General features: G+C 54.7%; 23 protein-coding genes, 1 tRNA gene and 3 pseudogenes. 18 read left to right on the forward strand and 9 right to left on the reverse strand.

All coding sequences use genetic code 11. From position 1 onward, the window contains the following. The first annotated feature begins 170 nt into the window (after positions 1 to 170). Positions 171 to 974: a 2,5-didehydrogluconate reductase DkgB gene (dkgB, locus tag HA45_RS02350; protein ID WP_100702145.1), complete on the forward strand. Its 804-nt coding sequence runs from the start codon at positions 171 to 173 to the stop codon at positions 972 to 974. Between the two features lie 12 nt (positions 975 to 986). Here the strand turns inward: dkgB and yafC are convergent. Continuing rightward, positions 987 to 1,894: pseudogene (yafC, locus tag HA45_RS02355) on the reverse strand (DNA-binding transcriptional regulator YafC). A 100-nt stretch (positions 1,895 to 1,994) separates the two neighbouring features. Here yafC and HA45_RS02360 point away from each other — a divergent pair. Both HA45_RS02360 and HA45_RS02365 read left to right on the forward strand, forming a co-directional pair. Continuing rightward, the gene (locus tag HA45_RS02360) at positions 1,995 to 3,173 is read left to right on the forward strand and encodes an MFS transporter (protein WP_100702147.1); all 1,179 of its coding nucleotides are present in this window, start codon (positions 1,995 to 1,997) and stop codon (positions 3,171 to 3,173) included. Between the two features lie 148 nt (positions 3,174 to 3,321). After that, positions 3,322 to 4,125: an endonuclease/exonuclease/phosphatase family protein gene (locus tag HA45_RS02365; RefSeq protein WP_100702148.1), complete on the forward strand. Its 804-nt coding sequence runs from the start codon at positions 3,322 to 3,324 to the stop codon at positions 4,123 to 4,125. Between the two features lie 113 nt (positions 4,126 to 4,238). Here HA45_RS02365 and mltD read toward each other — a convergent pair whose 3' ends face one another. After that, positions 4,239 to 5,609 (reverse strand): murein transglycosylase D, encoded by a 1,371-nt coding sequence (gene mltD / locus HA45_RS02370; RefSeq protein ID WP_100702149.1) that lies wholly within the window; start codon positions 5,607 to 5,609, stop codon positions 4,239 to 4,241. Positions 5,610 to 5,680: 71 nt separating this feature from the next. After that, positions 5,681 to 6,435: pseudogene (gene gloB / locus HA45_RS02375) on the reverse strand (hydroxyacylglutathione hydrolase). Between the two features lie 40 nt (positions 6,436 to 6,475). Here gloB and HA45_RS02380 point away from each other — a divergent pair. Beyond that, positions 6,476 to 7,210 (forward strand): methyltransferase domain-containing protein, encoded by a 735-nt coding sequence (locus HA45_RS02380; RefSeq protein ID WP_100702151.1) that lies wholly within the window; start codon positions 6,476 to 6,478, stop codon positions 7,208 to 7,210. Here HA45_RS02380 and rnhA read toward each other — a convergent pair. Next, positions 7,195 to 7,662: a ribonuclease HI gene (rnhA, locus tag HA45_RS02385; protein WP_100702152.1), complete on the reverse strand. Its 468-nt coding sequence runs from the start codon at positions 7,660 to 7,662 to the stop codon at positions 7,195 to 7,197. The genes HA45_RS02380 and rnhA overlap by 16 nt on opposite strands. A gap of 53 nt (positions 7,663 to 7,715) precedes the next feature. On the opposite strand from rnhA, the gene dnaQ reads away from it, so the two are divergent. Together dnaQ and HA45_RS02395 are read left to right on the forward strand one after the other, a co-directional pair. Further along, entirely contained in the window at positions 7,716 to 8,447 is a 732-nt protein-coding gene (gene dnaQ / locus HA45_RS02390) for a DNA polymerase III subunit epsilon (RefSeq protein WP_100702153.1), read from the forward strand. Positions 8,448 to 8,581: 134 nt separating this feature from the next. Then, a tRNA-Asp gene (locus HA45_RS02395) sits at positions 8,582 to 8,658 on the forward strand. A 79-nt stretch (positions 8,659 to 8,737) separates the two neighbouring features. Here the strand turns inward: HA45_RS02395 and HA45_RS02400 are convergent. Next, a complete protein-coding gene (locus HA45_RS02400; protein ID WP_100702154.1) occupies positions 8,738 to 10,231 on the reverse strand; it encodes an NCS1 family nucleobase:cation symporter-1 in 1,494 nt (497 codons plus the stop codon). 145 nt (positions 10,232 to 10,376) lie between these two features. Between HA45_RS02400 and HA45_RS02405 the strand changes: the two genes are divergently transcribed. The 3 genes from HA45_RS02405 to puuE are packed head-to-tail and all read left to right on the forward strand — an operon-like array spanning position 10,377 to position 12,821. Then, complete coding sequence (locus HA45_RS02405; protein ID WP_100702155.1) at positions 10,377 to 11,099, forward strand: GntR family transcriptional regulator; 723 nt, start codon at positions 10,377 to 10,379, stop codon at positions 11,097 to 11,099. Next, positions 11,096 to 11,827, forward strand: a complete 732-nt coding sequence (hpxA, locus tag HA45_RS02410; protein WP_100702156.1) for an allantoin racemase — start codon at positions 11,096 to 11,098, stop codon at positions 11,825 to 11,827. Before HA45_RS02405 ends, hpxA begins: the two co-directional genes overlap by 4 nt. A gap of 34 nt (positions 11,828 to 11,861) precedes the next feature. Next, positions 11,862 to 12,821 (forward strand): allantoinase PuuE, encoded by a 960-nt coding sequence (puuE, locus tag HA45_RS02415; RefSeq protein ID WP_100702157.1) that lies wholly within the window; start codon positions 11,862 to 11,864, stop codon positions 12,819 to 12,821. A gap of 106 nt (positions 12,822 to 12,927) precedes the next feature. Here the strand turns inward: puuE and hpxZ are convergent, their stop codons facing one another. The 4 genes and pseudogenes from hpxZ to HA45_RS02435 form a co-directional block, all read right to left on the reverse strand. Beyond that, positions 12,928 to 13,311, reverse strand: coding sequence for an oxalurate catabolism protein HpxZ (gene hpxZ / locus HA45_RS02420; RefSeq protein ID WP_100702158.1), 384 nt, complete (start codon positions 13,309 to 13,311; stop codon positions 12,928 to 12,930). 2 nt (positions 13,312 to 13,313) lie between these two features. After that, entirely contained in the window at positions 13,314 to 14,711 is a 1,398-nt protein-coding gene (locus tag HA45_RS02425; RefSeq protein ID WP_100702159.1) for an AtzE family amidohydrolase, read from the reverse strand. Further along, a complete protein-coding gene (gene hpxX / locus HA45_RS02430) occupies positions 14,708 to 14,893 on the reverse strand; it encodes an oxalurate catabolism protein HpxX (RefSeq protein WP_100702160.1) in 186 nt (61 codons plus the stop codon). Before hpxX ends, HA45_RS02425 begins: the two co-directional genes overlap by 4 nt. An 11-nt stretch (positions 14,894 to 14,904) precedes the next feature. Next, positions 14,905 to 16,490 (reverse strand): annotated as a pseudogene (locus tag HA45_RS02435) (gamma-glutamyltransferase family protein). Between the two features lie 187 nt (positions 16,491 to 16,677). Here HA45_RS02435 and hpxU point away from each other — a divergent pair. From hpxU to uraH, 9 genes are all read left to right on the forward strand, one after another. After that, positions 16,678 to 17,517, forward strand: a complete 840-nt coding sequence (gene hpxU, locus HA45_RS02440) for a MurR/RpiR family transcriptional regulator HpxU (RefSeq protein ID WP_100702162.1) — start codon at positions 16,678 to 16,680, stop codon at positions 17,515 to 17,517. 256 nt (positions 17,518 to 17,773) lie between these two features. Next, positions 17,774 to 18,517 (forward strand): transporter substrate-binding domain-containing protein, encoded by a 744-nt coding sequence (locus HA45_RS02445; RefSeq protein WP_128598875.1) that lies wholly within the window; start codon positions 17,774 to 17,776, stop codon positions 18,515 to 18,517. A 4-nt stretch (positions 18,518 to 18,521) separates the two neighbouring features. Beyond that, entirely contained in the window at positions 18,522 to 19,190 is a 669-nt protein-coding gene (locus tag HA45_RS02450; protein ID WP_100702164.1) for an amino acid ABC transporter permease, read from the forward strand. Continuing rightward, complete coding sequence (locus HA45_RS02455) at positions 19,187 to 19,843, forward strand: amino acid ABC transporter permease (protein ID WP_100702165.1); 657 nt, start codon at positions 19,187 to 19,189, stop codon at positions 19,841 to 19,843. The genes HA45_RS02450 and HA45_RS02455 overlap by 4 nt, the downstream gene beginning before the upstream one ends. Beyond that, positions 19,824 to 20,555 carry an amino acid ABC transporter ATP-binding protein gene (locus tag HA45_RS02460; protein ID WP_100702166.1) on the forward strand — a complete coding sequence of 244 codons (732 nt, stop codon included), beginning with the start codon at positions 19,824 to 19,826 and terminating at the stop codon, positions 20,553 to 20,555. The genes HA45_RS02455 and HA45_RS02460 overlap by 20 nt, the downstream gene beginning before the upstream one ends. 20 nt (positions 20,556 to 20,575) lie before the next feature. Next, complete coding sequence (locus HA45_RS02465) at positions 20,576 to 21,811, forward strand: pyridoxal-phosphate-dependent aminotransferase family protein (RefSeq protein ID WP_100702167.1); 1,236 nt, start codon at positions 20,576 to 20,578, stop codon at positions 21,809 to 21,811. Continuing rightward, entirely contained in the window at positions 21,808 to 23,067 is a 1,260-nt protein-coding gene (gene hpxK / locus HA45_RS02470; RefSeq protein ID WP_100702168.1) for an allantoate amidohydrolase, read from the forward strand. Before HA45_RS02465 ends, hpxK begins: the two co-directional genes overlap by 4 nt. Before the next feature lie 11 nt (positions 23,068 to 23,078). Further along, positions 23,079 to 23,573: a 2-oxo-4-hydroxy-4-carboxy-5-ureidoimidazoline decarboxylase gene (uraD, locus tag HA45_RS02475; RefSeq protein WP_100702169.1), complete on the forward strand. Its 495-nt coding sequence runs from the start codon at positions 23,079 to 23,081 to the stop codon at positions 23,571 to 23,573. Next, on the forward strand, positions 23,570 to 23,905 hold the full coding sequence (gene uraH / locus HA45_RS02480) for a hydroxyisourate hydrolase (protein ID WP_100702170.1): 336 nt from the start codon (positions 23,570 to 23,572) through the stop codon (positions 23,903 to 23,905). The genes uraD and uraH overlap by 4 nt, the downstream gene beginning before the upstream one ends. Positions 23,906 to 23,950: the final 45 nt, after the last annotated feature.

A 23,950-nucleotide genomic window follows, 5' to 3' on the forward strand; every position in this document is an offset into this window, starting at 1 on the left:
CTTAATTGAATAGCCCTGACTTAATAAGTCAGGGCTTTTTCATGTGCAAAATCCAGACGCTATTGTTGATTAAATCGCAATATTCTTATGCTTATAAGCGGATTTTTCAGCAACAATAAAGCTGCCACAATGCTCCTCATCACCACCACTAACACTATGATGAGGACATTATGGCCATTCCCGCCTTTGGTTTAGGTACCTTCCGTTTACAAGACGATGTTGTTATTCACTCCGTCAAAACAGCCCTTGAACTCGGCTATCGCGCAATTGATACCGCCCAAATTTATGAAAACGAAGCGGCTGTCGGTCAGGCAATTGCTGAAAGTGACGTATCTCGCACAGAGCTTTTCATAACTACCAAGATTTGGATTGAAAATCTGTCTGCTGAAAAACTGATCCCCAGTCTTAAAGAAAGCCTGACAAAATTACGCACGGATCACGTCGATCTCACGCTGATCCACTGGCCTTCACCAGGTGCAATTGTTTCGGTCAAAGAGAGCATGCAGGCTTTAATGGCGGCAAAAGAAGCCGGTCTGACACGCAAAATTGGCATCTCAAACTTTCCGATTGCACTGATGAAAGAGGCGATTGAGGCGGTTGGTGCCGAGAACATTGCAACAAACCAGATTGAACTGCATCCCTTCCTGCAAAACCATCAAGTTGTCGAGTTTGCCAGGCAGCAGGGGATACCTATCACTTCATATATGACTCTGGCTTACGGGCAAGCATTGCAAGACACGACAATTAAAGCCATTGCACACAAGTATCAGGCTACACCGGCACAGATCATTCTGGCCTGGGCGATGCAATCTGGCTATGCGGTGATTCCATCGTCAACCAAACGGGAAAACCTGAGCAGCAATATGGATGCTATCGACCTGGTTCTGGATGCTAAAGACATGGAGAAGATCAAGGAGTTGGATCGTCAGCAGCGGCTGGTCAGCCCTGAAGGTTTAGCGCCGGATTGGGATTAAAACTTAGCAACATCAGCCTTGGATGCGCCAGGGCTGATGTTTCACCCATTCACTGAGAAAGTCGATAAAGGCGCGTGCGCGCTGGCTCACACCAAGGTCGCTGTAGTACACCGCATTGAACGGCATTTCAACTGATACTCGCTGTTGCGCCAACACCTCAATAAATGTCCCTTCATCAATTTCACTGTCTACCATGTAATCCGATAAACAGGCTATGCCTGATCGTCCAGACAGAGCTGCTTGATGGTTTCGCCGCTATTCGAGGACATACCCGGTTTGATGTCATAGAGATCGCGGCCATTATCCGATACCGGCCAGCGATTTAAACGCGAAGGATCAACAAAACCCAGACATTCATGCGTGCTTAAATCAGCGGTCGAAAGGGGGACGCCGTGTTTTGCCAGATAGGCGGGTGTGGCGACCAACTTACGGTAACTGATAAACAGTAAACGCGCGCGTAGGGTGGAATCAGTCAGATTGCCCGCGCGAATCGCCACATCAACTTTACGCTCAATCAGATTAATGAAGCTTTCAGATGAAATCAGCGATAGCGTGACGTTCGGATAGCGCTCGCGGAAGGGTTTTATCATCGGTAGGATCAAATGCAGGATCACCGGCGTAGCGGCATCAATACGCAGCTCACCCTGCGGTGCCAGTTGACGTTCGGTTAATTCATTCTCTGCGGTAGACATCTCTTGCATCAACTTTTGCACACGTCTGAAGTAGTGCTCCCCTTCATGCGTCAGCGCCAATTGACGGGTGGTGCGCGTGAGTAATGCGACGCCAAGTTTGTTCTCAAGTTTTTTAACGGTGCGACTCACCGCTGAATTTGCCATCTGCAGTTGTTCAGCCGCACGGCTAAAACTTCCACTTTCGACCACAGCGATAAATACTTTTAGCTCATCTGACGAGGCTTTCATTATGCTCTCCAAAGCAAAAGTCTATTCTCACTTTGCATCTTTTTGTCATTAAAGCATGAGTCGATAATGACGCCCATCAAAACATTCATGGGAGTCAATCATGCCACTTGCCCTCTGGGCGCTGACTATTAGCGCCTTTGCTATCGGAACCACCGAATTCGTTATCGTAGGTCTGATTCCGACGATTGCGGAACAACTCAACATTACGCTGCCTTCCGCAGGTATGTTGGTCTCCATTTATGCTCTTGGTGTCGCCGTGGGTGCGCCAGTGCTGACTGCTTTAACCGGCAAAGTGCCGCGCAAGCCACTGCTGATGGGGCTGATGGCGCTCTTTACAGTGGGCAACTTAGTCGCGTGGTGGGCACCGAACTATGAGACGCTGGTGATTGCTCGATTGCTGACGGGATTGGCACACGGCGTTTTCTTCTCGGTCGGTACGACCATTGCGACCAGTCTGGTCAGCAAAGAGAAGGCAGCAAGCGCCATCGCCATCATGTTTGGAGGCCTGACTGTGGCGCTGGTAACCGGTGTACCCTTGGGGACACTGATTGGCCAGCACTTTGGATGGCGTGAAAGTTTTCTCGCAGTTTCATTACTGGGTGTCATTGCCTTGATCAGCAGCATGGTGCTAATACCGCGTAATATAGCGCAGCCACCTGTTACCACATTGGCTCAGCAAGCGCGCGTTATGGTAAACCCGCGTCTGCTATTAATTTACGCTATCACCGCACTGGGCTACGGCGGCGTGTTTACCGCCTTCACTTTCCTGGCGCCGATGATGCAGTCATTAGCCGGGTTTTCCCCGACGGCGGTGAGTGTCATTCTGTTGGGATACGGTATCTCCGTAGCCATCGGTAATATCTGGGGCGGAAAGTTGGCCGATCGTCGTGGCGCAGTGCCCGCGTTAACCCTGATCTTTAGCGCACTGGCGGTGCTGCTGTTGGTGTTCCAGTTCACCGCAAGCATGCACTTTATGGCACTAGCGACGGTGTTAGTGATGGGGATTTTTGCCTTTGCAAACGTACCGGGTCTGCAGGTTTACGTGGTGCAAAAGGCTGAGTATTATGCACCCGGTGCAGTTGATGTGGCATCAGGACTGAACATTGCGGCGTTTAACATCGGCATTGCGCTGGGTTCATTAGTTGGCGGTCACATTGTCGAACACTACGGTTTGGCGCAAACTCCTTGGGTCGGTGCTGTCATCGTTTTTATCGCGCTAATACTGGTACGACTGAGTGGCCAGCTCGATAAACCCCGCACTGTTTTCGCCACGGAATAATGATATCTCCAGCCCGCTACCAGGCGGGTTGTTGACGTAATATGCTGTGAAACTCATTCCGACAATTAACAACACCAATTGAAACCCAGCCTTAAAATCCCTATAACTGTCAGGTGAAGTTGTAGTCGTAAATCAGCCAGGCGGGAAAGTGCGAAAGAAAACATATGCAATGCGTTACACAGCGGGTCAGCCTGCAGAGCGGATATTTCCGCCTGGGGCGATGTTGCATCTGGGGCAAGCGCTGCCGCCCGGTGCACCATTACCTGCGGATCCTACATTGCGGGTTTTAGTCTGGAACATCTTCAAGCAGCAGCGTGCGGATTGGATGTCCGTGCTGCAGGGTTTCGGCAAAGATGCTCACCTGGTTTTACTGCAGGAAGCGCAAACCACGCCTGAGTTGGTCAAATTCGCCACCAGTAACTATCTGGCGGCCGATCAGGTGCCTGCCTTCGTCTTACCCCAACATCCTTCCGGCGTGATGACGCTGGCTTCTGCGCATCCTGTGTATTGCTGTCCGTTGCGTGAGCGCGAACCTTTATTACGCCTGGCAAAATCTGCGCTGGTAACTGCTTATCCCCTGCCGACCGGCGAAATGCTGATGGTGGTCAACATCCACGCAGTCAATTTCAGCCTCGGCGTCGATGTCTACAGTAAGCAACTGGGGCCGATTGGCGAACAGATTCAGCATCATCGTGGACCAGTGATCATGGCCGGCGATTTCAATGCCTGGAGTCGTCAGCGTATGAACGCGTTGTATCGCTTTGCTGAAGATATGACGTTGCATGAGGTGAACTTCACTGATGACCATCGCCGTAAAGCATTTGGTCGCCCATTAGACTTCGTCTTTTACCGTGATATGAAAGTCAGCGAAGCTTCTGTACTGGTGACGCGAGCCTCCGACCACAATCCACTGCTGGTTGAATTCAATTCCACTTATCACACCGGGCGATAAGGGCGTCACGCCAAATGGCGATTGAACAAAGAATCGGCTGAAAGAGACGGGTAAGTGGGCGGGTTGAGTTTAGAAAATGAAAAAGGCTGACAAAAGTCAGCCTTTTCGACGCATTAGGTATCAGGTGTTGCGCTATTCTTAACAAACAGCGTGAGCTTGTCGCCCGGCTGAATGTCTTTAGCGTCACTGTTCCAGCGCATAACATCTTTGGTGTTCACACCATGACGTTTTGCAATACTGGCAAAAGAATCACCCTTACGTACACGGTAGGTGATGCTGTTGCCGTTATCAGCCAACTGCGTTGCTTTGCCGCCCACGGTCAAGGTCTGACCGATACGGACTGAAGCGCTGCGCAGATTGTTCTGCTGTTTCAGTGCACTGACGCTGACGCCAAGCTTGTTAGCAATTGCCGACAAGGTGTCGCCTTTGCGTACCGTGTAGTTATTTCCTGCCGCACTGACTTTCGCCATTTCGGTAGGCTGCACGGAAGCAATATCACCGGATGCCAGTGAATTGCGCAGCTTAGCAACGTTGGACTTAGGCACCATAATATAGTGCGGTCCGTTTGGCGCAGTGGTACCGTTTTTATAACCCGCATTGAAGCTCTTCAACTTGTTGAGCGACATGCCGGCCATATCAGCGGCCTGCGTCAGTTCAATTTGCTGTCCCACTTCCACACGTGCCAGAGCACGGCTTTCGTTAGGGGTCGGCAACTTGATACCGTACTGCTTGTTGTTCTTGAGGATTTCACTCAAGGCCAACATTTTAGGTACATAGACCGTAGTTTCGCGGGGTAACGATAAATGCCAGAAGTCAGTCGGCTTGCCGCGCGCCTTATTCTGTTTCATCGCTTTCAACACACGTCCTTCACCGCTGTTATAAGCAGCCACTGTTAACAACCAGTCACCGTCAAACATACCGTTCAGACGCTGCATCATATCCAGCGCAACTTTGGTCGAGGCCACCACATCGCGGCGTCCGTCGTACCATTGGTTCTGTTTCAAACCATAGTTTTTGCCCGTTTGTGCAACAATCTGCCAGATGCCAGCGGCATTCGCAGAAGATGTTGCATGTGGGTCAAAAGCGCTCTCCACTATGGGTAGCAGTACCAGTTCCATCGGCATTTTACGTTTCTGTATCTGCTCGACAATCCAGTACATGTACGGCTCTGCCCGTAATGTTACATCGTGGAGATAGCTCTTATTTCTTAAAAACTTTGTTTTTTGTTCGCGGATCCGGGGGTTTTCCGGAATCCCCATCTTCAACTCGTCACTAATGTGATTCCAGAGATCGGTATCTTCTGCGAGGCTTGTTCCATCATCCTGCCATCGCTGCGATAATAATTGATCTCCGTACTTTCCATTTTCACCTTGACCAGCTGAAGACAGGCTCTGTGCATGCTGTATGGGGATATTGGCGTCATTCCTTGATGCCTGACATCCTACCAGCAAGACTGAGGCGAGTAAGATCGCTTTAGCCTTCATGTGTGTGTCAATAGTTCGCTTAAAAGACGAGCAACTATACGTTAGGGGTACACACAACACAACCAGAAATATCAATAACGGTCTTTCTTCTCGCGTAGATCGGCAAATGTTTGCCATAACGGAGACGATGCCACATTAGTCCCTAAAGCCTTTTGTAAATCAGCATCTTGCGTACGGAGAAATAAATTTATTTCCCGCTCCAGAGCCAGTTTTGTTGGCAAAGTAATGCGATTTTCTGCACGTAAGTCCTTAATTTGCTGATACCTTGCCAAAATTTTAGGGTCATGGGGCAGAATAGCCGCAGCAAACTTCATATTGGATAAAGTGTACTCATGAGCGCAACAAACCAGAGTGTCCGCAGGGAGTTGGTTAAGCTTCTGAAATGACTCAAACATCTGCTCAGCCGTGCCTTCAAATAACCGTCCGCAACCACCTGAAAACATCGTGTCACCACAAAAAGATAAGGTGAACTGAAATATGAGATATGTCCTAAAGTGTGTCCGGGTGTTGCGATGACACGGAAATTTAGCCCAAGCAGCGTAAATTCGTCATTCTCAGCAACGATATGTTTTGCACCCTTATCTGCGGTTTCTTCTGGCCCGTAAACCGCTAAATCAGGATAGTGCTGCAACAGTTCTGCGACACCGCCGACATGATCGTGATGATGGTGGGTAAGCAGAATGGCCACTGGTTGCCAGTGATTAGCTCTGATTTTATCCAGTACCGGTTGCGCTTCGCCGGGATCGACAATCAGGCAGTTTTTGTCATCGTCTGTTAGTGTCCAGATGTAGTTATCCTGCAATGCGGGAATACTGGTAAGATTCATAAACACCTCTCAGGTCGTAGAAAAAGGATGATGGTAGAGCATGAAGCCAGCTAAAACACGCCGAATTCTGTCTGCGCCGCGCTCCTGGCGCGACATGCCCATGGGAGACTATTTTCGCGATGCACTCACACAGCAGTTGCAGCCTTACCTTGGAAAGCTTTATGGCTTTCATATGCTTAAACTTGGCAGCCTCAGCGCAGAAATCAATACCCGTCAGTGTGCCATATCACACCAGGTGAATGTGGGCATTGAGGGCGATGACCTGCAGGTGATCGCCAGTACCACGCAGTTGCCCTTTGAAGCGAAATCGATTGATGCCTGTTTAATGGCGCATACGCTGGCGTGGAGTCAGGATCCGCATGGCGTATTGCGCGAGGTCGATCGGGTCTTAATTGACGACGGCTGGATGATTATCAGCGGTTTCAACCCGTTCAGCCTGCTTGGGATAAGCAAGGGGATTCCGGGGTTGCATGCGCGCGCGCCATGGAGTGGGCGTATGTTCAGTCAGGTACGTTTGCTCGACTGGCTAAGCCTGTTGAATTACGAGGTCGTCTATCGCACCCGTTTTCAGGTGGTGCCATGGCATCGGCAGGGCGGTAAGGTCATTAGTGCGCACTTGCCGGCGCTGGGATGCCTGAACATTGTGGTGGCACGTAAACGGACATTCCCGTTAACGCCCACCAAAGCGAAGAAGAGCATGAACAAAGCACAGGTCCGGCAAACGGTGAACGCGACCCGCCAGTTCCGTGAAGTGAAGGATCAGGATTCGGCCTGATAGCCGATATCATCCTGCGACGGATTACCGGCGGCACTGCGCGCCAATTCGTCGCAGCGTTCGTTTTCTGGGTGACCGGCGTGACCTTTAACCCATTCCCATTTAATTTCATGGTTGCTCAGGGCCAGGTCGAGCCGCTTCCACAGATCGACATTTTTTACCGGCTTTTTATCAGCGGTTTTCCAGCCGCGCTTTTTCCAGTTGTGGATCCAACTGGTGATGCCCTGGCGCACATACTGGCTATCGGTGCTGAGCACCACTTCGCAGGGCTGCGTTAACGCCTCCAGTGCCACAATCGCCGCCATCATTTCCATGCGGTTGTTGGTGGTGAGTCGATAACCGGTACTGAACTCTTTTTCGTGCGAGCCATAGCGTAAAATGGCGCCATAGCCGCCGGGGCCGGGATTACCCAGGCAGGATCCATCGGTGAATATTTCTACCTGTTTGCGCATCTCTGGTAGACTTCCTTCTGACAAAACGCCAAGTCTGACATAAAACGAGTCCTATGAGCACTGCAAATAACCGCCAGATCGTCCTCGATACCGAAACCACCGGCATGAACATGATCGGTGTGCACTATGAAGGACATCGCATCATTGAAATCGGTGCGGTTGAGGTGATTAACCGTCGCCTGACCGGCAACAACTTCCACATGTACCTCAAGCCGGATCGGCTGGTGGATCCGGAAGCCTTTGGTGTCCATGGTATTGCCGATGAGTTTCTTGCCGACAAACCGCTGTTTGCTGATATCGCCGACGAATTCCTTGATTACATCCGCGGCGCAGAGTTAGTGATCCATAACGCCTCGTTCGATATCGGCTTTATGGATTATGAGTTCGGCATGCTGAAGCGCGGCATTGGTAAAACGGACACCTTCTGTCAGGTAACGGATAGCCTGGCGATGGCGCGTAAGATGTACCCAGGCAAGCGCAACAGCCTTGATGCACTCTGTAATCGCTACGAAATCGATAACAGCAAACGTACGCTGCACGGCGCATTGCTCGATGCTGAGATTCTGGCGGAAGTGTTCCTGATGATGACGGGCGGCCAAACACTGCTGGCCTTCTCTGCGGATGGCGATCAAAACAGCCAGAGCGCGGGAGATAACATTCAGCGTATCGTGCGTCCGAGTTCGGGGTTACGGGTGGTGAATGCCAGTGATGAAGAGATCATCGCTCATGAAAGTCGTCTGGATTTAGTGCTGAAGAAGGGCGGAAGCTGCCTGTGGCGCGCCTGAATCGTCTGATTTTGCGTGGAAAAGCAACGTTAAGCTGAAAAAATCGGCAAATGATTCATTCCCACAGAAAAAGCATTGACGGCTAATGAGGCTGCCATTAATATTCGCCTCGTTCTCGACGGGGAACAAAGCGCGGAGCGGTAGTTCAGTTGGTTAGAATACCTGCCTGTCACGCAGGGGGTCGCGGGTTCGAGCCCCGTCCGTTCCGCCAATCATTAAAGAAGCCGATGCAGAAATGCATCGGCTTTTTGCTTTTCCAGGCTGGCATCATTGCCAGCCTGACAAACAGCTTAATCCTTTTGCACCGCCACTTCCGGGCGATAGGTGGTCACCGAGACTTCACGGTCGCCGCGCGCCAGCCAGCGATAACAGCCTGCACCTAATGCCACACCAATAAACCAGCTAAAGTTGGCAACCGCATGCAGTGAGGGGATAAAGCTGATCACCAAACCAATCGCAACAGAAGGCAGCAGTGCTGCGATGGCTTTCGGGTTGAAGCCGCCGCGATACCAATAGCGTCCTTTCGGGGTGTCATCAAACAGGTCGTCAACATAGACTTTGCTGCGTTTAATCAGATAGAAGTCGGCCACCAGTATGCCAAACAGTGGGCCAATAAAGGCACCTAACACATCCAGCGTGTAATGAATCAATTCTGGTGACTGGAACAGATTCCACGGCGTCAGCAGCACGGAACCTACCGCAGCAATCATGCCGCCAGTGCGGAAGCTGATCTTCTGCGGCGAGCAGTTAGAGAAGTCAAAAGCGGGAGAGACAAAGTTCGCTACGATGTTAATACCGATAGTGGCGATGATCATGGTCAGCAGACCAATCGCTACCGCCACATCGTTGCCGACCATGCTCACCGTCTCAATCGGATCGGTAATCATGCGGCCGAACAGCGATTGTGTACCAGAGACGATCACCACGGTGACGATGGAGAACAACAGGAAGTTAAACGGCAGGCCCCAACGGTTACCTCGGCGGATCTCCCCCATGCTCTTACCGTAGCGGGAGAAGTCACCGAAGTTCAGCAGCGGACCGGAGAAATACGACACCACTAATGCGGTGGCGGTGATCATCTGCCAGGTTTGCTCGCCGGTGCTCAGCTGTTTGCTGGCTAAGGTGAAGGAGATACCATCAAAACCGGTTTTGTATACAATCCAACCGGCTAACGCTACCATCACCACGTACACCGCCGGACCCGCCACATCGATAAAGCGTTTAATCGCGCTCATGCCGTGCCAGAACACCATCGCCTGCAGGAACCACATCACGCCGAAGCAGCACCAGCCGAGTTGAGATAACCCCAGCCAGCTGCTCTGTGTCATGCCGCTCAGTGAAGGGAAGAATTTCAGCAGCACCAGCATCAACGCGTTAGCCGCTAAATAGGTTTGAATGCCGTACCAGGCAAAGGCGATCAATCCACGGATCACCGCCGGGATATTGGCACCAAATACGCCAAATGCCTGACGTGAAATCACCGCATAAGGCACGCCTGCCATCTGGCTGGGTTTGGCGACGAGGTTGGCACACAGCTGCACGATGCAGATCCCCACCAGCAGGCACAACAGCACCTGCCAGCTCGCCAGTCCCAGCGTAAAGAAGCTGGCGGCAACCACATAGCCGCCCATGCTGTGCACATCCGACATCCAGAAAGAGAAAATGTTATACCACGACCAATTCTGGTCGCGCGTCGGCGCCAGATCTTCATTACACAGGCGCGGACTGTAGTGGGCGTTGGCTCCAGAGGCCACCCCGGAGGTCACTTCAGAATGATTTGGCATGAAACCTGCTCCTCTAACATCATGGGAAAAATAATCACAGCGTGAAACGGTATTGCAGGATCCAGGCCAGAATTGATTTATTGTATACAAAAAATTAATTTCACGTATACGATGTGCCATGCACAGCCATTTGCCGGAGCAGGTAATGAAGAGCGAAACAAGCCAGAAAACGGCTGCCGATCTGAATGATCGCGACGAACCGATCTATCAGGCGTTGCTAAACGCCATTGTGGAACATCAGTTGCCACCGGGCAGCAAATTGCCGGAAGAGGCGTTGTCAGAGGTGTTTGGTGTCAGCCGCACCGGCATTCGCAAGGTGTTACAGCGCCTCGCCGCGGTGCAAATGATCACCTTGTCGCCCAGGCGTGGTGCACAGGTGGCCACGCCGGGCGTTGATGAGGCGCGCGATATCTTTGCCACGCGCAGCTTACTCGAGTGCGCCAATTTGCCGGCGGTACTCACTCATGTTCAGCCACCGCACCTTGCTGCACTGAGTACCTTAATTGAGGAAGAGCAGCAGGCTCACGAACAGCACGACGGCGCAGCGGCGATCCGGCTCTCGGCCGCCTTCCATATTCAGCTGCAGGCGATTTCCGGCAATCAGGTACTCACCGATATGGTGACGCGCTTAACCCAACGCTCATCATTAGTGATTGCCGCGTATGGCGCGCCGTGGCAGCGCGGCTGCCGTTGCGATCATCACGATCGGCTGGTGGATCTGTTACGACAGAAAGATCTGCCTGCGCTCACCGCAGCCTTACAGCATCACTTCGAACATATCGTGGCCAGCCTGCATTTTGAGCGCAGCGGCGAAACGCTGCCCGATTTCTCCCGGTTATTTTCCGGTCACAATGGAGCCGCATCATGAGCCTGATTCAGGTGATCAACCCCAATACCAGCCAGGCGATGACCGAAACCATCGGCGCGGCGGCCCGTGCGGTGGCGGCGCCGGGCACAGAAATCCTGGCGGTGTGTCCAGATGAGGGCGTGCCGTCGATTGAAGGGCATTTCGATGAAGCGATTGCGGCGATGGGCGTGCTGGAGCAGGTCAGGCTCGGCAAAGCACAAGGGGTGAGCGGCCACATTATTGCCTGCTTCGGCGATCCGGGTTTGCTGGCGGCACGTGAACTGGCGAGCGGTCCAGTGATTGGTATTGCAGAAGCCGCGATGCACACGGCGACGTTGGTGGCGACGCGCTTTTCGATTGTCACCACCTTGCCGCGCACGTTAGTGATCGCCCGCCATCTGCTGCAGCAATATGGCTTTACCCATCATTGTGCGGCACTGCACGCTATCGATTTGCCGGTGTTGGCGTTGGAAGATGGCAGCGGTGTCGCGCAGGAAAAAGTACGCCAGCGTTGTATTCAGGCTAAGCGCGAAGATGGCAGCGGCGCAATTGTGCTGGGTTGTGGCGGCATGGCCTCGCTGGCGCAGGAACTGACCAAAGAGCTGGGTTTACCGGTGATTGATGGCGTCAGCGCCGCGGTGAAAATGGTGGAGTCGCTGGTGGCGCTGGGCTTTGGCACCAGTAAACACGGCGATTTAGATTATCCGATTCAAAAACCGCTCAGCGGCGCATTTCAGCACCTAAACTAAGGGCTGGTTGAGGACTGACTAAGGAATTTACAGAATGAGCGATGTATCTGAAAAGAAAGAGTACAGCTTCAACAAAAACTATCCGCGTGATCTGATTGGCTATGCGAACAATCCGCCGCACGCGCAGTGGCCGGGCAAAGCCAAAGTGGCGGTGCAGTTTGTCCTCAACTACGAAGAGGGCGCGGAAAACAACGTGCTGCATGGCGACGCCGGTTCGGAGCAATTCCTGTCTGACATCATCGGCGCAGCCAGCTATGCCGATCGCCACATGTCGATGGACTCGCTGTATGAGTACGGTTCACGCGCCGGTTTCTGGCGCATCCACAACGAATTCCTGAAACGCGGATTGCCGCTGACGGTGTTTGGCGTGGCGATGGCGCTGGCGCGTCATCCCGAGATTGTTGAAGCGATCAAAGCAGCCGACTATGACGTGGTCAGTCATGGCTGGCGCTGGATCCATTATCAATCGATGGATGCTAAAACCGAACGTCAGCATATGCAGCAGGCGGTGGATGTGCTGCGCGATCTGTTTGGCAAAGCGCCGACCGGCTGGTACACCGGCCGCGACAGCCCCAACACCCGCCGTTTAGTGGTGGAGAACGGTGGCTTCAGTTATGACAGCGATTACTACGGCGACGATTTACCGTTCTGGACGCAGGTGACCTGTCAGGATGGCACGGTGAAGCCGCACCTGGTGATTCCCTACACGCTGGAATGCAACGACATGCGCTTTGCTTCGCCGCAAGGGTTCAACACTGCCGAACAGTTTTTTGTTTATCTGCGTGACACCTTTGATGTGCTGTATGAAGAGGGCAACACGGCACCGAAGATGATGTCGATTGGTATGCACTGTCGTTTACTGGGTCGACCCGGCAAATTCCGCGCGCTGCAGCGCTTCCTCGATCATATCCAGCAGCATGAGAATGTATGGATTTGCACGCGTCAGCAGATTGCCGATCACTGGATGGAGACGCATCCGGCTCCTGTCGTTTAACAACGTGTAAAACTCCTTGCCGACTCTTTGGCCGATACGACATTGATTGTCGTATCGGCCAAAGCCGCACAATTTACGTCACACTGACGACCGCCGGTTTATCGCGCTAGCTCATCAAACTCACCTGTGCCGCCACAATCCGCCAGCCATACGGCATGCGGATCCATGTCTGCTGCTGGCGACCGATCTTCTCCACGCCGGCACGGGTGAACTCGGTGCTGCACACCGCATAGTCATCACCAAAAGTGGTGATCACCGTATTACGCAGAGTACGATCCAATCCTTTTGATGGCCGCGCCGCGCGGAAAGCACGGATTTCATCAATGCCATACAGATTCTCGCCCGCGCCCAGACGCACGGTGCGATCGTCATGCCAGAACAGCTCATCCAGTACATCCACATTGTTGCTCACCAGCGCTTCTTCGTAGCGGTAAAACGCGGCGGTGACCTCAGCAAGCACGGCCGGACGATCAATGTGTTCAGGTGTCATGATTATGCATCCATCAGGGTGGTTTGAGGCAGGGTCAGCCCTTGCTGCTGTAGAGCCCAGGCCGCGCGCAGTGCCAAATGTTCTTTAAACGGTGCGGCGATCAACTGCAGGCCAATCGGTAATCCGCTGGCAGTTTGCAAAGGCACCGTACACACCGGTAAGCCAAGGAAAGAAATCGGCTGCGTCAGCATGCCCATGCTGGCGCGCGTCGGCAAATCCTGGCCGTTGATGTGAATGGTTTCCTGGCCAATGGTGGTGGCGGTGCAGGGGGTGGCAGGCGCGATCAGCACATCGAATTGATCAAACAGTGGCATGACTTGCTGCTGGAAGTGACGGCGGAAACGCTGCGCCTGCACATACCACGCAGAAGGCAGCATTGCGCCCGCCAGCAGACGTTCACGGGAGTTCGGCTCAAACTGTTCGGGCATGCTGCGCAACGCGGGCAGGTAATGGTTTCCCCCTTCTGCCGCCGTCATGATAAAGGCCGCTGAGCGCGCGATTTCGGCATTTGGCAATGTAACTTCCTCGCTGGCATGCAGCGCTTTTGCCACCACCGCGACGGCCGCGCGTGCTTCCTCGCTGCACCATGTGGAAAAGAAGCCGCCCAGCACCGCGCTGCGAATGCCTTCTGCACCTTTGGTTAATCCCTCACTGACCGGCTCTACCGCCTGAGCAGCCTGGAAGGCATCCCCGCTATCACCGCCTTGCAGCGCATCATACACCAGGCTCAAATCTTCTACGGAACGGGCGAAGGGACCAATATGGTCGAGACTGGCGACAAAAGGATGGCTGCCGCTGCGAGATAAGCGGCCAAAGGTCGGTTTCAGACCAAAAATACCACATAGCGAAGCCGGCACGCGGATCGATCCATTAGTATCCGTGCCCAATGAGAAGTGCACTAATCCGGCAGCAACCGCCGCCGCCGAACCACCAGAAGAACCGCCCGCTACCCGTGTCAGATCCCGCGGATTATGGGTGGCGCCGTAATGGGTATTTTCGGTAGTGAAGCCGTAAGCATAGGCATCCATATTCAGCATACCGGAGAGCAGTGCGCCAGACTGGCGGAGTTTGCTGACGGCCCAGGCATCCTCGCGTGCTGCTGCGCGTTCACTGAACAAACTGGCTCCGGCTAAGGTGCTGTGTCCGGCGACATCAAACAGGTTTTTCACCGCATAGGGAATACCCGCCAGCAGCGGCAACTCATCGCCGCGCTGGCGCTGCACATCAACCTGCTCAGCCTCACGCAACATGCGCTGGCCGGTGACTTCGGTCCAGGCGTTCAGCGCTGGGTTATGCTGTTCGATTGCGTTTAGCGTTTGCTGCGCCACATCACGGGCGCTGATCTCACCCTGCTTAAGCGCATGGTGGAGTGACTTAATGGATAGCGATGCCAGTTTCATGGATGAAACACTCCTGCCACTTCCAGCCGGTCATCCAGTGGCATCGCTATCAGCGGCGCAGCCATGGCGGCGATACGATTGAACTGCACCAGCAATTCAGCGCGACGCGCTTCGTCCAATTCCAGTGACAGGATCTGTTCCATTTGAGCGATATAGGCCGCCCAGTCCGGTTGTGAATGCATGTTGATCTCCTTTAAAAACCGGCCGCGCTGCCGTTGCTGCGTGGATCGAAGGCACCTTCCAGCATGCCGTTGTTATGTCTGACAATGGCGCCGGCATGGCCAACGACTTCACTGAAATCAGGCAGGAGTTCCACTTCATGGCCGAGCAGACGCAATTGCGCTAACGTTTCAGGCGCTATGCGGGCTTCCAGCTTGAGCGAATCCGAGGATTGGCCCCAGGTTCGTCCCAGTAGCCAGCGCGGCGCACTCACCGCCTGCTGCAGCGGCTGGCCCTGAATCACGTGACGGGTAAAGATGGCGGCCTGAGTTTGCGGCTGACCGTCGCCGCCCATTGAGCCGTACACCATGGTGCGACCATCTTTCAGCCGCGCAGCCGCCGGATTCAGGGTATGGAACGGTTGTTTGCCCGGCTCAAGCGCCAGCAGGTGGCCCGGCTGCAGGCTGAACGCCGCTCCCCGATTTTGCCAGGTGATGCCAGTGCCAGGCAGCACCACGCCGCTGCCAAATTCGTGATAAATACTCTGGATAAAGGAAACGGCCAGCCCGCTGCTGTCCATCACACCCATCCACACGGTATCGCCAGGTCCACGGCCGGTTCCCCACGGCGCGGCTTGTTGATCATCAATCTGCGCCGCCAGCGTTGAAAGGTGTTCGGCATCCAGCAGGTTTTGCACATCGATATCGATATGGCGTGGATCGGTGATGTGTTTGTCGCGCAGGGCAAAGGCTTTTTTGGTGGCTTCGACGATGCGGTGCACCGTTTGCGCTTCATCGGCCTCCGCCATGTTCAGACGATCGGTTATCCCGAGGATAGCCAGCGACACCAGCCTTGCGTTGGCGGCGTCATATTCCAGATATCGCCCTCGCTGTGTGCCAGATGCAAAGGCGTGCAGCGACGCGCGTGTTGTTTCTGCAAATCCTCCAGCGTGATCGGCATGCCCAGCGCGGACATTTCACGCGCCAAATGATGTGCCAATTCGCCGCGATAAAAACTCTCTAATCCTTGCTCACACAGCACGCTGAGCGTGTTGGCGAGCGCGGGCTGGGTAAAGCGGCTGCCCGCAGCGGGAACGGTGCCATCGGGTAAGTAGGTGGCGGCAAAGCCTGGCTGATGCTGTAATTCATGCTGTTTAGCGGCGGTCGCGGCGGCTTGTGAAGCAGTGACGGGAATGCCATCAGCCGCATAGCGAATGGCATCACGCAGCAAACGCGTTACAGGCAAGGGCGTGGCGCCCAGCTCTTTGGCCAATGTCAGCGCTTCATGCCAGCCACTGACGGTGCCCGCAACGGTCAGCGCGGCTTTGGGACCCCGATGAGGAATGTGACTTTCGCCGTGGTAGAAGTCGAGATGCGCCAGAGCGCCGGCTGCGCCGCTGGCATCAATAGCAATCGGATCGCCTTTCGGCGGCACCACCAGCCAGAATCCGTCGCCACCTAAACCGTTCATATGCGGATAAACCACCGCGATGGTCGCTGCGGCTGCAACCATCGCTTCAAGCGCGTTACCGCCTTCACGCAGTACCGCCAGGGCACTTTCACTGGCGAGATGATGTGGGGTAACGGCCATGCCCAGCGGGGCCATGTTGCTCTGTATCATAGTGAACTCTTCATCATTGATTCTTATGTAGGGTGTGCATTTTGCGCACCTGGCTAGCGGTCGCCCTTAATGGCGACACGACAAATCCGTGGAGTGATCTAAGCAAGAGCTGTTCCAGTTTTGGTCGGACATCAATGTGGATCGATTTATGCTAGCTTGTGATGAAACGAAAGTTACAGGACCGATAATGAAACAGCTTGATGAACGCCTTCGCAGTCACTATCCACAATTGTCGCCGCAGGAACAGCGTATTGCGGATTTTGTGTTTGACCATTTTGATGACCTGATCAGCTACAACAGCGCAGAGCTGGCGCGGCTTAGCGGAGTATCGAAGGCCACAGTCAGCCGGCTGTTTAAACGCCTGGGCTACGAAAAATACAAGGACATGCGTGACGAGTTGCGGACGCTGCGTCAGAGCGGCATGCCACTCACTGATAATCGTGATGCGGTGCAAGGTAACACCTTGTTATCACGGCACTATAAGCAGGAAATGGCCAATCTCACCCAGTGGGTGAATAGCATTGATCCCCAGCAGTTTGGCGAAGTGATTCAGGCGCTGGGGGCGGCAAATCGGGTGTTTATCATCGGCATGCGTAACGCCTATCCAGTGGCCTTGCACCTCAGGCAGCAGCTGATGCAGGCGCGTCCGCAGGTGCATGTCTTGCCTCAACCTGGCCAGACGCTGGGCGAGGAGCTGGTGGACATCACGCCGGAAGATATTGTGGTGGTGATGGCCTTCCGCCGCCGGCCGCGCATCATCCGTCCGCTGATGCAGCAGCTGCAGCAGAGTAATATCCCGGTGCTGGCGCTGTGCGAACCGCAGGCGCAGGGCATTATTACGCTGGCGCACTGGCAGCTCTGCGCGCCGCTCGACAGCGTTTCTGCGTTTGATAGTTATGCCTCGGCAATGAGTTTGATTAACCTGTTGGCTAATGCGCTTTTGCATGAAATGTTGTCGCAGGGTCGCCAGCGCATTCATCAGATTGCCGATCTCTACCAGCATCTTGATGAGCTGGAACACCGATAGCGGGCACCGTTTTGGTGCTTTGCACCTTTTTTGATCGCTCAATGCAACCAAGTTTGCCTCATATTATTCCCCTTATCTCTTGATTGCGGCCCTCAGGCCGCCTGCCCATTGCGCACGATGTCGGACGGTTAACGCCATCGCCGTTGTTGGCACATTAGTTGCAAATCGATTCATCAAGAATCTTTTGTTTCACGATAAACTCACCGGGGTGCATAATGAAAAAAGTTTACTGGCAGTCGCAGGCGCAGCATTGTTGATGGCACAGGTTGGAAGCGCGATGGCCGATCAGCTGCAAGACATTCAGAAACGTGGCGTGCTGCGCATCGCCGTGCCACAGGATTTTCCGCCGTTTGGTTCAGTGGGTACCGATTTACAGCCGCAGGGTTATGACATCGACATGGCGAAGTACCTCGCTAAACAGATGAAACTGAAGTTGCAGCTGGTGCCGGTTTCCAGCGCCAACCGCGTACCGTATCTGCAAACCGATAAGGTCGATTTGGTGATCTCCAGCATGGGCAAAAATGCGGAGCGCGAGAAAGTGATCGACTTCAGTCGTGCCTATGCCCCGTTCTTCCTTGGCGTGTTTGGCCCGAAAGGCGAAACATTGAAAGATGCAGCCGCGCTGAGCGGTAAATCGATTGGTGTCACGCGCGGCGCGGTAGAAGACATGGTGCTGAGCGATATCGCGCCAAAAGATGCGCAGGTGAAACGTTACGAAGATAACAACACCACGCTGTCAGCTTATCTGTCTGGTCAGGTGCAGTATGTGGCGACCGGTAACCTCGTGGTCGCCGCGATTGCTCGTCAGAACGCCGAAAAAGCACCGGTTCCCCAGTTCATGCTGAAAGATTCACCGTGCTTCATCGGTCTGAAGAAAGATGAGCCGGCGCTAAAAGACAAAGTGAATGGTTTGATCGAGCAGGGCATCAAAGACGGCACGCTGAACAAGCTGTCGGAAGAGTGGCTGAAAGCACCACTGCCCGCCAACCTCGGCGCATAACACGATGATTGGGCAACTTAACTTTGCAGAGCTCTGGCCGCACTGGCCAGAGTTGCTGGCCGGGCTGTGGGTCACGATTCAGATAACGGTGCTTGCCACCGTCGGCGGGGTGAGCCTCGGGATTCTCGGTGCTGCACTGCGCAGCGGTAAACCGAGCTGGGCGAGTCGCCTCTGGGGCGTTTATGTCGAGCTGATCCGTAACACGCCATTCGTGGTACAGCTGTTTTTTATCGTCTTTGGTTTGCCCAATCTTGGTCTGAAACTGACGGCGGGCGAAGCTGCGCTGCTGGCGATGTTGATTAACCTCGGCGCCTACAGCACCGAAATTATTCGTGCCGGTATTCAGGTGACGCCGCGTGGACAGTGGGAAGCGGGTCGCGTGTTGGGCTTAACCCGCACCCAGACGTTTATTCGCGTGGTATTACCGCCGTCTTTGCAGCGCATTTATCCGGCGCTGGTGAGCCAGTGCATTATCGTGATGCTCGGTTCGTCGGTGGTATCGCAGGTGTCGTACGAAGAACTCACCTTTGCCGCCAACCTGATTCAGTCACGCACCTTTTTGAGTTTTGAAGTCTATCTGGTGACCACGTTGATTTATCTGGCGTTGTCGATTGCCATGCGACAGCTGCTGCTGGCGCTGGGACGTAAATGGTTTGGAGCGCAGCCCGCATGACCACGTTTACTGACTGGGACATCCTGCGCAACCTGCTGCTGGCGGCGCGCTGGACGATTTTACTGTCGCTGGTGGCCTTTTTCGGCGGCACGCTGGTGACCTTACCGTTGCTGTTTTTACGTTTGCTGAAACGTCCCTGGCTAACGCGCTGCGTTCGCTGTTACACCGAGCTGTTTCAGGGCACACCGCTGTTGATGCAGCTGTTCCTCGCCTTCTTTGGTGTCGCGTTGTTTGGTATTGATGTTGCGCCCTGGACTGCGGCCTCGCTGGCATTAACTTTCTACACCAGCGCGTTTCTGGTGGATATCTGGCACGGCAGTATTCGTGCTTTACCAAAAGGGCAATGGGAAGCGTCGCGTTGCCTCGGGCTGACTTTTGGTCAAACGCTGTTTCGCGTCGTGGCACCGCAGGCGATCCGCATCGCCATCGCGCCCACCGTGGGCTTTGCCGTGCAGGTGATCAAAGGCACCGCGCTGGCATCGATTATCGGTTTCGTCGAGCTGACCAAAGCCGGCACCATTTTGAATAACGTGACTTATCAGCCTTTCAAGGTATTTGGCCTGGTGGCGCTGGGTTACTTCCTGATGTGTTATCCGCTGTCGCGTTACAGCCAGTACCTGGAGAAAAAATTCAATGCCGCTCATCACCATTAATCAGGTCCAGAAGTACTACGGCGACAACCACGTTCTGAAAGGCGTCGATCTGGATATCGACAACGGCGAGGTGATCTCGATCATCGGCCGCAGCGGCTCGGGCAAAAGTACCTTACTGCGCTGCATGAACGGACTGGAAGGCTATCAGGAAGGCAGCATCAAACTCGGTGGCATGACGATCACCGATCGTGAGTCGCAGGCGCGTGACATCAGCCGCTCGGTGGGCATGGTGTTCCAGAACTTCAACCTGTTCCCGCACATGACCGCGTTGGAAAACGTGATGCTGGCGCCGCGCCGCGTATTGAAGAAAAGCGAAGCCGAATGCCGCGAACTGGCAACGCAAATGCTGGAAAAGGTCGGCCTTGGCGAACGCATCAACTACTATCCGGCCAATTTATCCGGCGGTCAGCAGCAGCGTGTGGCGATTGCCCGTGCGCTGGCGATGCAGCCGAAAGTTTTACTCTGTGATGAGATCACTTCAGCGCTCGATCCTGAGCTGGTGGGCGAAGTACTGAAGGTGCTGGAACAACTGGCTGCCGAGGGCATGACGTTGATCCTCGTTACCCATGAAATGAACTTCGCCCGTGATGTGGGCGATCGCGTGGTGTTTATGCATCAGGGCCGCGTCTGGGAGCAGGGCGACAGCAAAACGCTGTTTGCCAATCCGCAGACCGCCGAGCTTAAACAGTTTATCTCCACCGTCCGTCTTTAAGTCTTCAAAAGGAATAGCACATGGATATCAGTCAGTTTTCGCAAATTAATCCGCCACAACGCCTGCTGATGGGGCCGGGACCGATCAACGCCGATCCGCGCGTTCTGCGTGCCATGTCGAGCCAGTTGCTGGGGCAGTACGATCCTGCAATGACCCATTATATGAATGAAGTGATGGCGTTGTACCGTGGCGTATTCCGGACCGAAAACCGCTGGACCCTGTTGATTGACGGCACCTCGCGTGCCGGTATCGAAGCGATTCTGCTCTCGGCGATCCGTCCGGGTGACAAAGTGCTGGTGCCGGTGTTTGGGCGCTTTGGTCATCTGCTGTGTGAAATTGCCCGCCGCTGCCGTGCGGAAGTGCACACCATTGAAGTGCCGTGGGGCGAAGTGTTCACCCCGGATCAGATTGAAGATGCGATCAAAAAAGTGCGGCCGCGCCTGCTGCTGACGGTGCAGGGCGATACCTCTACCACCATGCTGCAACCGCTGGAAGAGCTTGGTGCCATCTGCCAAAAACATGGCGTGCTGTTTTACACCGATGCCACCGCATCCATCGGCGGTAACGTGCTGGAAACGGATGCCTGGGGATTAGATGCCGTTTCCGCCGGGATGCAGAAATGCCTCGGTGGCCCGTCGGGTACTTCGCCGATCACGCTGAGCGCGCAGATGGAAGCGGTGATCCGCAAACGTAAGTGCGTGGAAGAGGGCATTCGCACCGCCGATCATCAGGATGGCGATGACGAGATGATCTACTCCAACTATTTCGATCTCGGCATGATCATGGATTATTGGGGACCGGAGCGTCTGAACCATCACACGGAAGCGACCACCGCGCTGTTTGGTGCACGTGAGTGTGCGCGTCTGATGATGCAGGAAGGACTGGATGTCGGTATCGCGCGCCACAAGCTGCATGGCGATGCAATGCTGAAAGGCATTCAAGGCATGGGTCTCGAAACCTTCGGCGATCTCAAACACAAAATGAATAACGTACTTGGCGTGGTGATCCCGCAGGGTGTCAACGGCGATCAGGTGCGCAAGTTGGTACTGGAAGATTTCGGTATTGAGATCGGCACCTCGTTTGGCCCGCTGCACGGCAAAGTGTGGCGTATCGGTACCATGGGCTATAACGCGCGCAAAGATTGCGTGATGCAAACCCTGAGCGCGCTGGAAGCCGTGCTGAATCATGTGGGTTATCGCTCGACTCAAGGTGCAGCGTTGCAGGCCGCCTGGGATCATTACGGGAGCCACGCATGAGCAGTAGCCTGATGACCGCCAGCGAGGCGCAAACCGCCGCCGCCCGTGTCATGGCGCGCTGCGATGCCCTGGCTGAAATCAGTGAAAGTGAGGATGGCCTGACGCGCGTCTATCTCTCGCCAGAACAAGTGCGTGCCAACGCCCGCGTGGCAGAATGGATGCAGGCGGCTGGCATGACCACCTGGCAAGATGCGGTGGGCAATATCTGCGGTCGCTATGAATCTGCTGAACCCGGCGCGCAGGCGCTGCTGCTGGGCTCACATCTGGATACGGTACGTAATGCTGGCCGTTATGACGGCATGCTGGGCGTGCTGAGTGCCATCGAAACCGTGCAGTGGCTGCACGATCGTCATCAGCGTCTGCCGCTGGCGATTGAAATTATCGGATTCGGTGATGAGGAAGGCACGCGCTTTGGTATTACGTTATTGGGCAGCCGGGGCATTACTGGCACCTGGCCGGAGAGCTGGGTGACGCATCCAGATGGTAACGCGATTACCGTGGCGGAAGCGATGCAAGATGTCGGGCTCGATGCCGCGAACATTCTGCAGGCCGCGCGTGACGTCAATGACATTGCGGCTTACCTCGAACTGCATATTGAGCAAGGGCCGTGTCTGGAACAGGAAGATCTGGCACTGGGCGTGGTGACTGCGATTAACGGCGCGCGTCGCCTGAATTGCCGCTTTGTCGGTGAAGCTGGCCATGCGGGCACCGTGCCAATGAATCATCGCAAAGATGCGCTGGCCGCCACCGCCGAGTGGATGGTGTTTGTCGAACACACCACCGCTGAGCACGATCCGCAGCTGGTGGCCACGGTTGGCACTCTGAGCTGTTTGCCGGGCGCGGTGAATGTTATCCCTGGTGAAGTACAGTTTTCACTGGATGTGCGCGGACCGCAGGATGAGCCGCTGGAGCGCCTGTTGTCCACGCTGCTGACGCAAGCAGAAGCGATTGCCTTGCGTCGTGGACTGACCTTCACCGCCAATGAGTATTATCGTATTGCGGCGACTGCCTGTGATACGCGTTTGCAGCAGGCATTGAGCCACGCGGTGGAAACGGTGCAAGGCCGCAGTGTCTCACTGCCGAGCGGCGCGGGGCACGACGCGATTGCCATCGCAGAGCGCTGGCCGGTTGGCATGCTGTTCGTGCGCAACTATCGCGGTATTAGCCATCATCCAGCCGAGTCAGTGCAGGTCGCCGATGTGGCAATCGGCGTGCAGGCTTATCTGCAGGCGGTCAACGATTTGGCACACGCTTAAGGAGCCGCGGCATGGAGTTAGCGGAGTTTAACCGATCTACTGCAACGGATGCGCAAGCGTCGATAGCCCACTGTGTGGCGATTCCCGATTGGCAGCAGGCGCTGGTGGCAGCGCGGCCTTATGCCGATGTGGCGGCGTTGTATCGCGCTGCCGACCTGCTGGCAAAACATTGGCAAGGCGCAGAACTGGCACAAGCCCTGAGCGCGCATCCACGCATTGGTGAAAAAGCCGCGGGCGCGGGCAAAGAGGCAGCATTGTCACGCAATGAACAGTCGGCGATGCAGCAGGCCGATGGCGCGCTGCAGTTTGCCATGCTGGCGGGCAATCAATCCTACGAGCAGCGCTTTGGCCGGGTGTTTTTAATCCGGGCGAAAGGGCGCAGTGGCGAGGAGATGCTGGCGGAATTGCAGCGCAGGCTCAACAATGATGAGGTGACAGAACAGCAGGAAGCGCTGACGCAACTGCGTGAAATCACCCTGTTACGGTTAAAGGAGAGCATTGTATGAGCACCATTACCACACACATTCTGGACACCGCGCTGGGCAAACCGGCGATCGGCGTGGCCATTTCGCTGGAACAGAACAGCCCGGAAGGCTGGCTGCCGATCGCGGAAGGCGACACTGACAGCGATGGCCGCATCAAGGATTTAACCCCAGAGCCGTTAGCGCCAGGCCACTATAGACTGACGGCGGAGATCGGTGACTACTTTGCCGCCGATGGACGTGATGCGCTGTATGTCAGCGCGCAGATTGATTTTGTGATTGGTGCATCGGGCAGCCATTATCATCTGCCGTTTCTGATATCCCCGTGGTCGTGGTCGACCTACCGCGGCAGTTAATTAGGCTTAGCTGCACGTTTGACAGTCGCTATAAATGGCGACGCT

The organism is Pantoea rodasii (assembly GCF_002095465.1).
In the GTDB taxonomy this organism is placed as follows: domain Bacteria; phylum Pseudomonadota; class Gammaproteobacteria; order Enterobacterales; family Enterobacteriaceae; genus Pantoea; species Pantoea rodasii.